This is a genomic window from Pelomonas candidula (assembly GCF_043555985.1).
GTDB lineage: Bacteria > Pseudomonadota > Gammaproteobacteria > Burkholderiales > Burkholderiaceae_C > Pelomonas > Pelomonas candidula.
The window spans coordinates 177,672-190,798 of sequence record NZ_JBIGIC010000012.1 but is presented as its reverse complement, the minus strand read 5'-3'; the positions used below and the strand labels follow the sequence as shown (position 1 = coordinate 190,798).

The 13,127-nt window shown below is 68.3% G+C and carries 12 protein-coding genes; 4 read left to right on the top strand and 8 right to left on the bottom strand.

The annotated features are described in order from the left end of the window. Positions 1 to 75: 75 nt before the first annotated feature. The 3 genes from ACG04R_RS21945 to ACG04R_RS21935 form a co-directional block, all read right to left on the bottom strand. The gene (locus tag ACG04R_RS21945) at positions 76 to 579 is read right to left on the bottom strand and encodes a DUF7482 domain-containing protein (RefSeq protein WP_394415758.1); all 504 of its coding nucleotides are present in this window, start codon (positions 577 to 579) and stop codon (positions 76 to 78) included. A 94-nt stretch (positions 580 to 673) separates the two neighbouring features. Beyond that, complete coding sequence (locus ACG04R_RS21940; protein ID WP_394415757.1) at positions 674 to 2,986, bottom strand: ATP-dependent DNA helicase; 2,313 nt, start codon at positions 2,984 to 2,986, stop codon at positions 674 to 676. Then, positions 2,986 to 4,194 carry a DNA polymerase Y family protein gene (locus tag ACG04R_RS21935; RefSeq protein ID WP_394415756.1) on the bottom strand — a complete coding sequence of 403 codons (1,209 nt, stop codon included), beginning with the start codon at positions 4,192 to 4,194 and terminating at the stop codon, positions 2,986 to 2,988. The genes ACG04R_RS21940 and ACG04R_RS21935 overlap by 1 nt, the downstream gene beginning before the upstream one ends. A gap of 158 nt (positions 4,195 to 4,352) precedes the next feature. On the opposite strand from ACG04R_RS21935, the gene ACG04R_RS21930 reads away from it, so the two are divergent. Further along, positions 4,353 to 5,738, top strand: a complete 1,386-nt coding sequence (locus ACG04R_RS21930) for a patatin-like phospholipase family protein (RefSeq protein ID WP_394415755.1) — start codon at positions 4,353 to 4,355, stop codon at positions 5,736 to 5,738. A gap of 26 nt (positions 5,739 to 5,764) precedes the next feature. On the opposite strand, the gene ACG04R_RS21925 is transcribed toward ACG04R_RS21930, so the two are convergent. After that, on the bottom strand, positions 5,765 to 6,745 hold the full coding sequence (locus ACG04R_RS21925) for an aldo/keto reductase (protein ID WP_394415754.1): 981 nt from the start codon (positions 6,743 to 6,745) through the stop codon (positions 5,765 to 5,767). A 110-nt stretch (positions 6,746 to 6,855) separates the two neighbouring features. Here ACG04R_RS21925 and ACG04R_RS21920 point away from each other — a divergent pair, with 110 nt between their 5' ends. Then, on the top strand, positions 6,856 to 7,284 hold the full coding sequence (locus ACG04R_RS21920; RefSeq protein ID WP_394415753.1) for a YidB family protein: 429 nt from the start codon (positions 6,856 to 6,858) through the stop codon (positions 7,282 to 7,284). Here the strand turns inward: ACG04R_RS21920 and ACG04R_RS21915 are convergent. The 4 genes from ACG04R_RS21915 to ACG04R_RS21900 all read right to left on the bottom strand — a co-directional run bounded on the left by ACG04R_RS21915 (position 7,281) and on the right by ACG04R_RS21900 (position 10,442). Then, on the bottom strand, positions 7,281 to 7,583 hold the full coding sequence (locus ACG04R_RS21915) for a high-potential iron-sulfur protein (RefSeq protein ID WP_394415752.1): 303 nt from the start codon (positions 7,581 to 7,583) through the stop codon (positions 7,281 to 7,283). The two genes, ACG04R_RS21920 and ACG04R_RS21915, sit on opposite strands and share 4 nt — an antisense overlap. Positions 7,584 to 7,597: 14 nt before the next feature. Next, the gene (locus ACG04R_RS21910; protein ID WP_394415751.1) at positions 7,598 to 9,280 is read right to left on the bottom strand and encodes a PhoH family protein; all 1,683 of its coding nucleotides are present in this window, start codon (positions 9,278 to 9,280) and stop codon (positions 7,598 to 7,600) included. Between the two features lie 166 nt (positions 9,281 to 9,446). Next, positions 9,447 to 9,926 carry a peroxiredoxin gene (locus tag ACG04R_RS21905; RefSeq protein ID WP_310324952.1) on the bottom strand — a complete coding sequence of 160 codons (480 nt, stop codon included), beginning with the start codon at positions 9,924 to 9,926 and terminating at the stop codon, positions 9,447 to 9,449. A gap of 141 nt (positions 9,927 to 10,067) precedes the next feature. Then, on the bottom strand, positions 10,068 to 10,442 hold the full coding sequence (locus tag ACG04R_RS21900; protein WP_394415750.1) for an Mth938-like domain-containing protein: 375 nt from the start codon (positions 10,440 to 10,442) through the stop codon (positions 10,068 to 10,070). A 118-nt stretch (positions 10,443 to 10,560) separates the two neighbouring features. On the opposite strand from ACG04R_RS21900, the gene ACG04R_RS21895 reads away from it, so the two are divergent. Both ACG04R_RS21895 and ACG04R_RS21890 read left to right on the top strand, forming a co-directional pair. Next, a complete protein-coding gene (locus tag ACG04R_RS21895) occupies positions 10,561 to 11,787 on the top strand; it encodes a pyridoxal phosphate-dependent aminotransferase (RefSeq protein WP_394415749.1) in 1,227 nt (408 codons plus the stop codon). A gap of 16 nt (positions 11,788 to 11,803) precedes the next feature. Continuing rightward, complete coding sequence (locus tag ACG04R_RS21890; protein ID WP_394415748.1) at positions 11,804 to 13,123, top strand: homoserine dehydrogenase; 1,320 nt, start codon at positions 11,804 to 11,806, stop codon at positions 13,121 to 13,123. Positions 13,124 to 13,127 lie beyond the last annotated feature (4 nt).

The following is a 13,127-nucleotide window of genomic DNA, read 5'->3' as shown; positions in this document are numbered from 1 at the left end:
GCGCCGGCCCGGGTTACCGGGTGCTGCCGTGCGACACGCCAGGCAACATCCCCATACAACTGGGTTCGACGGTGCTCAGTGCACGCCCTGCAGCGCGGCGCCGCGGGCGCGCACGACGGGCCAGTTGGCGACGATCTTCGTGCGCGTCAGCTCGACCTCGCCTTTTTCCTCGGCGGCCAGCACGGCCTCCTCGGAGGTCAGCGTGTGCGGCGTGACGCCGGGCTTCCAGCGGACCATCACCAGCACCCACAGCGGGCTGTAGGTCGCATCGGCGTTGGCCCCGCCCACGGGGCGCGGGATGGACGGCAGCACGGTGGCCTGCTCGTCGCCGGGGAACTTGTAGGCGCGCTCGACCGGCATGCCGGGCTTGAGCGTGTCCGCCAGCGCAGGCACGTAGTTGATGCCCTGCTTCCTGGCGATGCCGGGGTCGGAGATGTCGGTGCTGACGTAATGGACGATCTGGCCTTCGAACCATGCCTCCTTCAGCGGCAGCGTGATCTCCTGGGCCTGGGCGAAGGCCGAGGCGGCGCCCAGCAGCAGGGCGGAGCCGAGCACGCGGCGGACGAGGGGATTGAGCATCGAGACTCCTGGCAAGGGTGGAGCCTGGATTCTTGCGATGCGCACCGGCCTGGCAAGTGCAGAGTGCGCAGTTCGGTCACGCCATGGGTCAGGGTTAGACCTGCCACCACGCCGGCAGCAGCGCCCGCACGTCGGGCCGGGCATAGCGCTTGTCCAGCAGCCAGACCCAGCCGCGGTCGTCCACCGAGCGCAGCACGCGGCCGGCCGCCTGCACGACTTTCTGCATGCCGGGCACGAGGTCGGCGTAGCCGTGGTCGGCACCGAACATCGTGTCGAGCCGCTCTCGCACCTGGTCCTGCAGCGGCGACACGGGCGGCAGGCCCAGTGTGGCGATGAAGGCGCCGATGAGCCGCGTGCCGGGCAGGTCCACGCCTTCCGCGAACGCGCCGCCCAGCACGGCGAAGCCGATGCCGCGGCCGTCTTCCACGAAGCGGTCGAGGAAGCCGCGCCGCGCCGCATCGCCCATGCTGCGCGACTGGCTCCATTGCGGCAGCCCGGGGTGGCGCAGCGCCAGCCGCGCGGCGGCCTTGTCGAGGTAGTCGAAGCTGCTGAAGAAGGCCAGGTAGTTTCCGGGGTGCTGCTCGTACTGCGTCGCGAGCACGTCGACCAGCGCGTTCAGCGACGCGTCGCGGTGCTCCCAGCGCGTGGACAGCTGGGCCACCTGCACGGTCAGGTGTTCGGGCGGGAAGGGCGCGGGCACGTCGATCCACGCGGTGTCGTCGGGCAGGCCCAGCAACTGGCGTGGGTAATCGGGCGGCCCCAGCGTGGCCGAGAACAGCGTGACGCTGTGACAGCCCTCGAAGCGTTCCTTCAGGAAGTGGCCGGGCACGATGTTGCGCACCGAGAGCAGCACGTCGGTCGCGCCGTCGTCGTCGTCTTCCAGCAGCGACAGGTTGCGCGGCTCGTCCAGCGGCGACGGCTGGCGCGGGGCGGCGCTGCGCTGCAGGTCGCACAGCGAGTGCGTGTCGAGCCGGTCGAGCAGGCGCTGCAGCCCCAGCACGTCGAAGTAGAACTCCAGCATCGGGCCGACTTCGAGCGGGTGGTTCTGCACGTACTCGCCGAGGGCCGTATTGGCGCGCTGCAGCGCCTCCGCGAGGGCGTCGGGCACGGTGGCCAGCGGTGCGTAGTCGGCCGCCTGCGCGCGGCCCAGCGTGGCGAGTTCCTTGGCCAGCCCACGCAGCGGCCCGCGCAGGCTGACGGGCGCGTCTGATGTCGCCGCGCGCACGCGCTCCAGGCTGAGGCTGGTGCTGTACATGTCGCGGGCGCGGTCGATGAGGTTGTGCGCCTCGTCCACCAGCAGCGCGAGCTTCCAGCCCTGCGCCTGCGCGAGGCCGTAGAGCTGGCCATAGGGGTCGAAGGCGTGGTGCACGTCGCCGACGACGACGTCGGCCCAGCGCAGCAGCTCCTGGCCCAGGTAGTAGGGGCAGACGCCGTGCTTCAGCGCGATGCGGCGCTGCACCGATGCGTCCAGCCAACCGGCCTGCACGGCTTCGGCGCGAGCGGCGGGCAGGTTGTCGTAGAAGCCATGGGCCAGCGGGCAGGCGTCACCGTGGCAGGCCTTGGTCGGGTGCTCGCAGGCCTGATCCTTGGCCACCAGCGTCAGCACGCGCAAGGCCTTCGTCGGCGTGGCCTCCCGCAGCGCGGACAGCGCCTCCAGCGCCGTGATGCGGCCGGTGCCCTTGCAGGTCATGTAGCCGATCTTGTCGAGCTGCTGGCCGGGCATCGCGCGCAGCAGCGGGTAGAGCGTGCCCAGCGTCTTGCCGATGCCGGTAGGCGCCTGCGCGAGCAGGTGGCGGCCGTTGGCAGCAACGCGGTAGACGGCCTCGGCCAGCAGGCGCTGGCCCGGGCGCAGTTCGCCGAGCGGGAAGGGCAGGGCGCTCAGGTCGGCATCACGCGCCGCGCGGTGCGCGGCCTCCTGCGCGGCCCAGGCCTCGAACTGCGCGCAGCGGCCCTCGAACGCGGCCTGCAGCGCGGCCGCCGTGAGCTTGTCGCGGATCACCGTCTCGTTCTGCGTGTCGGCGCCCACGTAGACCAGGGCCAGCTCCAGCTCCTCCAGCCCGCGGTCGGCGGCGATGAGGGCGCCGTAGGTCTCTAACTGGGCCCAGTGCAGCGCGCGGCGGTTTTCGGGGATCAGGTCGACCGGGCCGCGGATGGTCTTGATCTCCTCCAGCCGGTTCACGTCGGCCTCGTAGCCGTCGGCGCGGCCGCGCACGCGCAGGTGGCCGTGCACGGCTTCCAGCGGCAGCTCGATCTCGTAGCCCGGCGAGCGCCGCGCCAGCACGGCCAGCTGCATGGCCTGGCCCTCCAGCGCCGTGGCGGACGGCGTGAAGCGCCGGTCCAGGCTGCCGCGCTTGGCCGTGAACTCGCACAGGCTGCGCACGGAGACGGTGTAGGTCCAGTCGGCCATCAAAAGAGCGAGAGGTTTTCCCGTTTGGGCTCGTCGACGCGCTCCTTCGCGGGTGCGGCGGCCTGCAGCTCGCTGGCGTGCACGAGGTTGCCGATGCGCACGCCCATCAGCCGCAGCCGCTTGTCGAACTTGACGCGCTTGAGGCACAGGCCCACGGCGTGGCGGATGTCGGCGGCACTGCTGATCGGGACCTTGACGGTCTGGTCGCGCGTGACGGTCACGAAGCCTTCGAAGCGCAGCTTGATGCCCACGGTCTTGCCCGCGTAGCGCTTGCGTGCCAGGTCGCCGGCCAGGCGCTCGCACAGCTCGTCCATGATCTGGCCCAGCAGCACCTTGTCGTGCCTGGCGCTCAGGTCTCGCTCGAAGGTGGTCTCGCGGCTGATGGACACCGGCTCGCTGTGCGTGACGACGGGGCGCGAATCACGCCCGTGCGAAGCGTTGTGCAGCCAGTTGCCGTAGCTGTCGCCGAACTGCTCGACGAGCCAGCGCGGGTCTGCGGCGGCGATTTCGCCCACCGTTTCCAGCCCGAGCTTGACGAGCTTGTCGCCGGCCTTCGGTCCGATGCCGTTGATCTTGCGCACGGCCAGCGGCCAGATGCGGGACGGGATGTCGTCCAGCGTCAGCACCGTGATGCCGTCGGGCTTGTCCAGCTCGCTGGCGATCTTGCTGAGCAGCTTGTTGGGCGTGATGCCGATGGAGCAGGTCAGCCCCGTCGCGCGGCCCACCGAGTTCTTGATCTCGCGTGCAACGGCCTTCACGCCGCCCAGCGGGTCGTGGCCCACGGCGTCGCGCACGCCGGGCACGTCGGTCAGGTCGATGTAGATCTCGTCGATGCCGCGGTCCTCGATGACGGGCGCGACCTCGGCGACCGCGGCCTTGAAGAGGCGCGAGTACTTGCGGTAGCTGTCGAAGTCGGCTGGCAGCAGGATGGCGTCGGGCGCGCGCAGCGCGGCTTTCATGAGGCCCATGGCCGAAAACACGCCGAGGTCGCGCGCGGCGTAGGTGCTGGTCGTGACGACGCCGCGGCCGGTGTAGTCGCGCAGCTTCGAGTAGCGCCAGCTGCCGTCTTCCAACTGCTGCGGCGCGTCTGCACGGCGTCCCCCGATGACGACCGCCTCGCCCTTGAGCTGCGGATAGCGCAGCAACTCGACGGACGCATAGAAGGCGTCCATGTCGAGGTGGGCGATCCACCGGTCGGGCAACAGCATGGTGCGATTGTCACTGGGAATAAAGACAGGGGCTCGCGCGCCGCCGATTTCTCCGTTTCGCTGGACTAGCAGGGGTGCCATCCCGAAGGAGGGATGCGACCCGGCACCGGCGTCGGCAGAATGCGGCGGCCTTCCACGCCTTCTCCGAAAGCCGCCCGATGCGCGCTCTGCTGCTCCTCCTCACCTGCCTGGCACTGGCCGCCTGTGCCAGCGCGCCGATGAACCCGCCGCGCAACAAGCCGGCGGCAGCTCAGACGCTGCAGCGTGCGCCACGGCCGGTGGAGTCGGACACCTTTGTCGCGCTGAGCTTCTCCGGCGGCGGGCTGCGGGCCGCGGCGTTTTCCTATGGCGTGCTTGAGGGGCTGCGCGAGATGCCGTCCAGGCGGGGGCACACGCTGCTGGATGACGTCAGCTTCATCACCAGCGTGTCGGGGGGCTCGCTGACGGCGGCCTATTTCGGCCTGCATGGCGTGGACGGCCTGCGCGAGTTCCGCGACAAGGTGCTGCTGCGCGATGGCGAGGCGGGGCTGCGTTTCAGTCTGTTCAACCCCAACAACCTGCGTCGGCTGTTCGCCGGCGGGCTGAATGATCGCAGCGACTTCAACGACTGGCTGGAGAAGGACGTGTTCAAGGGCGCCACCTTCGCCGACATGTTCAAGCGCCCGCAGCCCGTGGTGTGGATCAATGCGAGCAATGTGCAGTACCGGCTGGCCTTTCCCTTCCACGAGCGCACGTTCGACGCGCTGTGCAGCGACCTCGCGAGTTATCCGGTCTCCGAGGCCGTGGCGGCATCGATGGCCGTGCCGCTGTTCTTCGCGCCGGTCGTCGTGGAGCGCTTTCCCGGCCAGTGCGACCTGAAGCTGCCGCCGGGCCTGAACGTGCGCCGTGGCGACGAAGGCGATGACCAGCACCGCCTGCGCGTGGCGCTGGCCCGGCTGTTCCGTGACAACCTCGACCCCAAGACCGGCCGTTACCTGAAGCTGGTGGATGGCGGGCTGACCGACAACCTGGGTCTCGTCGCCATCCTGCAAAGCCGCGTGCTGCTGAACACGCCGTACGGCCCCATCCCCGAGCAGGACGCGACGACGATGCGGCGGCTGCTGTTCATCGTGGTGGACGCCGGCCAGGGGCCGAGCGCCGACTGGGCGCGTGAGGTGGCCGGGCCCTCGGGCGTTGATATCGCGGCGGGGGCCGTCGACACGGCCATCGAGAGCACGATGCGCATGAGCTATGCGAGCTTCCTGCCCATGGTGCGCAACTGGGAGCGTGATCTCGTCACCTACCGTTGCAGCCTTCCCGACGAGCGCAAGGCGGCGCTGGTGGCGCAGAACCCCGATTGGCGCTGCGAGGACATCAAGTTCAGCGTGACGCAGGTGAGCTTCGGCGATCTCCCCGAGGCCGAGGAACAGGTGCTGAACGGCATCCCGACGCGGCTCAAGTTGCCAGCCGAGCAGATCGACCAGCTCATCGCCGCCGGGCGCAAGGCGGCATCGGCTGACAGCGTGGTGAAGCGCTTCTCCGCTACTGTGCAGCGTGGCGAGTAACGTGCGCCGCCACGCTCAGGGGCGCGTCACCAGAGGGCGTGCACCTGCGGCGCGATGCGGCGCTTGTAGAGGTCGGCCAGCGCGTCCATCAGCGGCGCGGGCAGCGCGGCGAGGTCGGCGGCGCTGACGTTCTCGTCCACTTGCGCCGGCGTGCGCCCGCCGGGGATGGCGGTGGTGACGGCCTCGTGCATCAAGATCCAGCGCAACGCGAGCCGGGCCATGCTCACGCCTTCAGGCAGCAGGCCGCGCAGTTCCTCGATGGCGGCCAGGCCCTGCTCGTAGTCGACACCGGAGAAGGTTTCTCCCTTGTCGAAGGCCTCCCCCTGGCGATTGAAGGCGCGGTGATCGTCGGCGCTGAACTTGCTGTCGCGCGTGAACTTGCCGCTGAGCATGCCGCTGGACAGCGGCAGCCGCGCCAGCACGCCGACCCGGGCCGCCTGCGCGGCGGGCAGGAAGGCTTCCGCAGGACGCTGGCGGAACAGGTTGAAGATGATCTGCACCGACTGCACGCCGGGGAACTTGATCGCTGCCAGCGCTTCATCAATGCGCTCGACGCTGACGCCGTAGTGGCGCAGCTTGCCGGCCTTGACGAGGTCGTCCAGCGCGCCGAACACCTCGGGCATCGTGTAGACGGCGCTGGGCGGGCAGTGCAGCTGCAGCAGCTCGATGGCGTCGGTGCCGAGGTTCTGCAGGCTGCGCTCGATGAAGGGCCGCAGGTCGCGGTAGCCGTCGGCCACGTGCGGGTTCAGGCGGCGGCCGGCCTTGGTCGCGACGTGGAACGGATCGTTCGGGCGCTCCTTGCGCAGGCGAGCCAGCAGGCGCTCGCTGTGGCCGTCACCGTAGACGTCGGCGGTGTCGAAGAAGTTCACGCCGCGGTCGAGCGCGCGGTGCAGCGAAGCCAGCGCGGCCGTGTCGTCGGTGTCACCCCAGGTGCCGCCGATGGCCCAGGCGCCGAAGCCGATTGCAGAGACGTTCCAGCCGGTGCGGCCGAGGGGACGGTAGATCATGGTGGTGCGGAATGAAGTGGTCGGCGCATTGTGATTGATAGCGCTCTCATTTATTGCTGTCACGGCTTTTTGCCTAGACTGCCAGCAGGTCATTTCACCGGAGACAAGTGATGGGACTTCTGGACAACGTGCTTGGCGCCGCCACTCAGGCTTTGGGTAATCAGCAAGGGGGCCAGGCCGATTGGACGACGCTGATTGCCGGCCTGCTGGCCAACGGCTCCGCCCATGGCGGCTTGGCCGGGCTGTTGCAGCAGTTGCAGGCCGGGGGGCTGGGTGAGCAGGTTCAGAGCTGGATCTCGACCGGCGCCAATCTGCCCGTGTCGGGCAGCCAGCTCGGCAGTGCGCTGGGCGGCGCGGGTGGGCTGCTGGGGCAACTGGCCCAGCAGGCCGGCGTGTCGCACGCCGAGGCGGGCGAGCAGCTCAGCCAGTTGCTGCCGCAGATCGTCGACCAGTTGACGCCGCACGGCCAGCTGCCGCAGGGCGGTGCCGGCGGCCTGGGCGACATCGTGGGGATCCTGGGCGGCCTGCTGGGGCGCTAGGCCTTCTTCGCCCAGGCATTGCACCAGCCCTTGGCCAGCACGTCCTTGCCGTAGAAGAGGGCGCAGCCGCCCGAGGGCTTGTCGCCGTCGGGCGCATAGAGGCTGCAGTTGGCGCAGGTCTGCCCCGGCGCGTACTTGGGTGATTTGGCCTTGTCGACCTTGCTCGCGTCCGCGTGGTAGTCCGTGGCCTTGGCCTCGTCGTCGTCTTCCTGCAGCAGCGGCTGGGACTGGGCGGAGGCGAGCCCGGCGCCCAGCAGCGGCGCGATCTGGATCAGTCGGCGGCGCGAGATCAAGGCCATGGCAATCTCCCGTTTCAGAGCACCTCGGAGGCGAAGTCCGCCAGCCGCGAACGCTCGCCGCGGGCCAGCGTCACGTGGCCGCTGTGGGCCCAGCCCTTGAAGCGATCCACTGCAAACGTCAGGCCCGAGCTGCCTTCGGTCAGGTAGGGCGTGTCGATCTGGGCGAGGTTGCCCAGGCAGACGATCTTGGTGCCGGGGCCGGCGCGGGTGATCAGCGTCTTCATCTGCTTGGGCGTCAGGTTCTGGGCCTCGTCGATGATGACGAACTTGTTCAGGAACGTGCGCCCGCGCATGAAGTTCAGGCTCTTGATCTTGATCTTGCTGCGCACCAGGTCCTGGGTCGCGGCGCGGCCCCACTCGCCGGCGGACGAGCCGCCCTTGGCCAGCACTTCGAGGTTGTCGTCGAGGGCGCCCATCCAGGGGCCCATCTTTTCTTCCTCGGTGCCGGGCAGGAAGCCGATATCCTCGCCGACCGGCACGGTCACGCGGGTCACGATGATCTCGCTGTAGCGGCGGTCATCGAACACCTGGGCCAGTGCAGCTGCCAGCGTCATCAGCGTCTTGCCAGTGCCGGCGGTGCCGGTCAGCGTGATGAAGTCGCACTCCGGGTCCATCAGCAGGTTGAGTGCGAAGTTCTGCTCGCGGTTGCGCGACGTGACGCCCCACACGGCGTGCTTCTGGTTGCCGTAGTCCTTCAGCGTGCGCAGCACGGCGGTCTTGCCGGTGATTTCGGTGACCTTGGCATACAGCGGCGTGGTGCCGGGCGCCTCCAGGTAGACGAGCTCGTTGATCAGCAGCGTCGGCACCAGCGGGCCGCTGATGCGGTAGAAGGTCGTGCCGCCCTGCTGCCAGCTCTCCATGGTCTTGCCATGGCGATCCCAGAAGTCCGCCGGCAGCGCCTGGACACCGGTGTAGAGCAGGTCGGAGTCTTCCAGCGTCTTGTCGTTGCGGTAGTCCTCCGCCGGCAGGCCCAAGGCGCGGGCCTTGATGCGCATGTTGATGTCCTTGGACACCAGCACGACCTCGCGGCCCGGATGCAGGCCCTTCAGCGCCTGGACGACGCCGAGGATCTGGTTGTCGGCCTTGCCTTGCGGCAGGCCCTGCGGCAGCGGCGTGTCGATCAGCTGGGTCTGGAAGAACAGCTTGCCCTCGGCCTCGCGGTGGCCGGTGCCGGCCAGCGACAGGCCCTTGGCCATTTCTTCGATGGAGCTGGATTTGAGGCTGGCGGCGAGCTGGTCCAGTTCGCGGCTGACCTGGCGCACGTTGCGGGCGACCTCGGTCATGCCCTTCTTGTGGCCGTCCAGCTCCTCGAGCGTGATCATCGGCAGGTAGACGTCGTGCTCCTCGAAGCGGAACAGCGACATCGGGTCGTGCATCAGCACATTGGTGTCGAGCACGAACAGCTTGGCCGCGCCGGCTGGTTTGCGCGTGCGTTTGGGCGCGGTGGCCTTGGCCGTCTTCGCGGCAGCCGGGGCGTTGCCGGCCGGTTTGGCGGCGGCCGGGCTGGAGGCGGGGGTGGGGAGGCGCAGCACTTCGGCTGTCGGTGCCTGCGCGGGTGTCGCGGGCGCCAGGGCGGGCGCGGCGACGTGCGCGATGGCGGGCGCTGCAGCCCGCGGTTTGCTGGGGGTCAGAGTGGCCGAGTAAGCAGTGGCATCGAGGCGGCTGGCGCGTTGTGCAGGAGGCTTAGGCAGTGGCATGTACGGCGTGTCGACGGGAAGTGAACCCCACGCGATCCCGGCTCCAGAAAGCAAAAAGCCGCACAGGATGAGTGCGGCTTTTTAATCTGAGACATGGATGCGGCCCGGGGCATGGGTCGATTATGCACATCCCGCGGTAGCCCGCGATGTCAGCTTGCAACGCGCGTCAGGCGGCTTCCTTCTTCAGGCCTTTGACAGCCTTCAGCACCTCGTCGACGTGCCCGGCGACCTTGATGCCGCGCCACTCGCCCACCAGGATGCCGGTCGGGCTGATCAGGAAGGTCGAGCGCTCGATGCCCTTGACCTTCTTGCCGTACATGATCTTGTTCTTGACCACGCCGAACATGTGGCAGAGCTTTTCTTCCGTGTCGGCGATCAGCTCGAACGGCAGTTCCAGCGCCTGCTTGAACTTGTCGTGCGAGGCCATGTTGTCGCGCGACACGCCGAACACGACGGCACCGGCCTTCACGAAGTCCTTGTGGCGATCGCGGAATTGCATCGCTTCGGTGGTACAACCCGGCGTGTTGTCCTTCGGGTAGAAGTACAGCACGACCGACTTGCCCAGGAAGGCGTTGCCAGTGAACTTCACGCCGCCGGTGGCTTGAGCCTCAATTTCCGGCAGGGGTTTGTTGAGCGCAGGCGTCATTGGGGGGTGCGGCAAGTTGGGCTCACGGGGTCCCCGGTTCGTGATTGCCCCGTGAAGCTTTTCACTGAAGCAATCAACGCGGGCGCCCGCAAGCAATAGCCCGTGATTATAAGGCCTCGTCCTACGACCAGGCGCCGGACCTCATCCCTCGATCAGCAATGCTGCCAAGACGTTGCGGCCTTCGCTGGCCAGCACGTTGTAGGTGCGGCAGGCGGCGGCGATGTCCATGACCTCGAAGCCGATGCGCGCCTCGACCAGCCCGCGCCAAAGTGCCGGGCTCGGGAAACGCAGCTTTGCGCCGCTGCCGAAGACGACAAGCTCGGGGTTGAGAGCCTTGATTGCTTCGAAATGCGCGGGCTGAAGTTCCTCGAAGCGCGAAGGCGTCCAGGCGACGACTTCGCCCTTCCACGGCACGAGCACGCTGGCCGTGTGCGGCTGGCCGTTGACCCAGACGCCCTGGGTGTCGTGGCGCGAGATGCTGTTGCCGCCTTGCGGCTCGTCGAGCTGGAACTTCATCGAAAACGGGGCGGGATGGCCGGGCCGCGAGTGTCGCCCAGAACGGTATTACCCATGTCCGGCCCCTTAAACTTCGGGGTTCCCCTGTACTGCGGTAAACGCCGCTTCCGGAGCCCCTTTGAAACCCATCGCCAAGTCCAGCAAGCTCGCCAGCGTCAGCTATGACATCCGCGGCCCGGTGCTGGACAAGGCACGGCAGATGGAGGAAGAGGGCCAGAAGATCATCAAGCTGAACATCGGCAACACCGCCGTGTTCGGCCTGACGCCGCCGGACGAGATCGTGCAGGACATGATCCGCAACCTCGGCGATGCCGGTGGCTACACCGACAGCAAAGGCCTGTTCGCGCCGCGCAAGGCGGTCGTGCATTACATGCAGCAGAAGGGCGTTAAGGGCGTAACGGTGGACGACGTCTACCTCGGCAACGGCGCGTCCGAGCTGATCCAGATGTCGATCAACGCGCTGGTCAACGACGGCGACGAGATCCTGATCCCGGCGCCCGATTTCCCGCTCTACACCGCCGTCGTGGGCCTGTCGGGCGGCCGTCCGGTGCACTACCTCTGCGACGAAGGCGCCGGCTGGCTGCCCGACCTGGCGGACATCGAAAGCAAGATCAGCCCGCGCACCCGCGGCATCATGGTCTGCAACCCGAACAACCCGACCGGCGCGCTGTACCCCAACGACCTGCTGCTGGGCATCATCGAGCTGGCCCGCAAGCACCAGCTCGTCGTCTTCGCCGACGAGATCTACGACAAGACGCTGTACGACGGCAACACGCACACCGCCATGGCGTCGCTGGCCGATGACGTGCTGTTCATCACCTTCAACGGCCTGTCCAAGAACTACCGCAGCTGCGGCTACCGCGCCGGCTGGATGGTCGTCAGCGGCGAGAAGCGCCACGCCCGCGACTACATCGAGGGCCTGAACATGCTGGCCTCGCTGCGTCTGTGCTCCAACACGCCGGGTCAACTGGCGATCCAGACGGCGCTGGGCGGCTACCAGAGCATCGACGACCTCGTCGCGCCCACCGGCCGCCTGTGCCGCCAGCGCGACCTGGCCTACGAGCTGCTGACGCAGATCCCCGGTGTCAGCGTCGTCAAGCCGAAGGCCGCGCTGTACATGTTCCCGCGCCTGGACCCGAAGATGTACCCCATCGCCGACGATCAGCAGTTCGCCTACGAGCTGCTGGCCGACGAGAAGGTGCTGATCGTCCAGGGCACCGGCTTCAACTGGCCCGAGCACGACCACTTCCGCCTCGTCTTCCTGCCCAACGTGGACGACCTGCGCGAGGCCATCGGCCGCATCGAACGTTTCCTGGCGGGTTATCGCCGCCGTCATTCCTCCTGATCTGAGAGTTCTGCAGATGAAGCCCATCCAAGTCGGCCTGATCGGCCTCGGCACCGTCGGTGCCGGCACCTTCAACGTCCTGCAGCGCAACCAGACCGAGATTCGTGGCCGCGCCGGCCGGGGCATCGAGATCGCGATGGTGGCCGCCCGCAACGCCGAACGCGCCAAGGCCTACCAGGCCATCGTGGGCGACGGCGTGCCCTGCACGGGCGACGCGCAGCAGCTCGTCAACAACCCGGCCATCGACATCGTCGTCGAGTTGATCGGCGGCATCGAGCCGGCGCGCACGCTGGTGCTGCAGGCCATTGCCAACGGCAAGCACGTCGTCACGGCCAACAAGGCGCTGCTGGCGCTGCATGGCAGCGAGATCTTCGCGGCGGCCCGCGAGAAGGGCGTCACCGTCGCCTTCGAGGCGGCCGTGGCCGGCGGCATCCCCATCATCAAGGCGCTGCGTGAAGGCCTGACGGCCAACCGCATCGAGTGGATCGCCGGCATCATCAACGGCACGACGAACTTCATCCTGTCGGAGATGCGCGGCAAGGGCCTGGACTTCGGCACCGTGCTGAAGGAAGCCCAGCGCCTGGGCTATGCCGAGAGCGACCCGACCTTCGACATCGAAGGCGTGGACGCCGCCCACAAGCTGACGCTGATGAGCGCCATCGCCTTTGGCGTGCCGGTGCAGTTCGACAAGGCCCACGTGGAGGGCATCTCCAGCCTGCAGGCCACCGACATCAAGTACGCCGAGCAGCTCGGCTATCGCATCAAGCTGCTGGGCATCACGCGTCGTCGCGAGAACGGCATCGAGCTGCGCGTGCACCCGACGCTCATCCCGTCCAGCCGCCTCATCGCCAACGTCGAAGGCGCGATGAATGCCGTCGTCGTGCAGGCCGACGCCGTCGGCACGACGCTGTACTACGGCAAGGGTGCCGGCGCCGAGCCGACCGCCTCGGCCGTCGTCGCCGACCTGGTGGACGTGACCCGCCTGGCCACGGCCGACCCTGATCACCGCGTGCCCCACCTGGCCTTCCAGCCGGACGCGATGAGCGACACGCCGGTGCTGCCGATGGCCGACGTGCACACCGCCTTCTACCTGCGCCTCGTCGTCGCCGACCAGGCCGGTGTGCTGTCGCGCATCACGACCATCCTGGCCGAGCACGACATCTCCATCGACGCCGTGCTGCAGCGCGAGTCCGCCGAGGGCGAGCGCCAGACCGACCTCATCATCCTGACGCACGACACGGCCGAAGGTCGCATGAACGAGGCGCTGGCCAAGATGCAGGGCCTGCCCACCGTGCTCGCGCCCATCGTGCGTATCCGCAAGGAAGAGCTGGCCTAAATAC

Bases quoted from the DNA above. Each gene is read 5' to 3' on its own strand.
- ACG04R_RS21945 (WP_394415758.1), bottom strand. From the start codon at position 579: ATGCTCAATCCCCTCGTCCGCCGCGTGCTCGGCTCCGCCCTGCTGCTG.
- ACG04R_RS21940 (WP_394415757.1), bottom strand. From the start codon at position 2,986: ATGGCCGACTGGACCTACACCGTCTCCGTGCGCAGCCTGTGCGAGTTC.
- ACG04R_RS21935 (WP_394415756.1), bottom strand. From the start codon at position 4,194: ATGCTGTTGCCCGACCGGTGGATCGCCCACCTCGACATGGACGCCTTC.
- ACG04R_RS21930 (WP_394415755.1), top strand. From the start codon at position 4,353: ATGCGCGCTCTGCTGCTCCTCCTCACCTGCCTGGCACTGGCCGCCTGT.
- ACG04R_RS21925 (WP_394415754.1), bottom strand. From the start codon at position 6,745: ATGATCTACCGTCCCCTCGGCCGCACCGGCTGGAACGTCTCTGCAATC.
- ACG04R_RS21920 (WP_394415753.1), top strand. From the start codon at position 6,856: ATGGGACTTCTGGACAACGTGCTTGGCGCCGCCACTCAGGCTTTGGGT.
- ACG04R_RS21915 (WP_394415752.1), bottom strand. From the start codon at position 7,583: ATGGCCTTGATCTCGCGCCGCCGACTGATCCAGATCGCGCCGCTGCTG.
- ACG04R_RS21910 (WP_394415751.1), bottom strand. From the start codon at position 9,280: ATGCCACTGCCTAAGCCTCCTGCACAACGCGCCAGCCGCCTCGATGCC.
- ACG04R_RS21905 (WP_310324952.1), bottom strand. From the start codon at position 9,926: ATGACGCCTGCGCTCAACAAACCCCTGCCGGAAATTGAGGCTCAAGCC.
- ACG04R_RS21900 (WP_394415750.1), bottom strand. From the start codon at position 10,442: ATGAAGTTCCAGCTCGACGAGCCGCAAGGCGGCAACAGCATCTCGCGC.
- ACG04R_RS21890 (WP_394415748.1), top strand. From the start codon at position 11,804: ATGAAGCCCATCCAAGTCGGCCTGATCGGCCTCGGCACCGTCGGTGCC.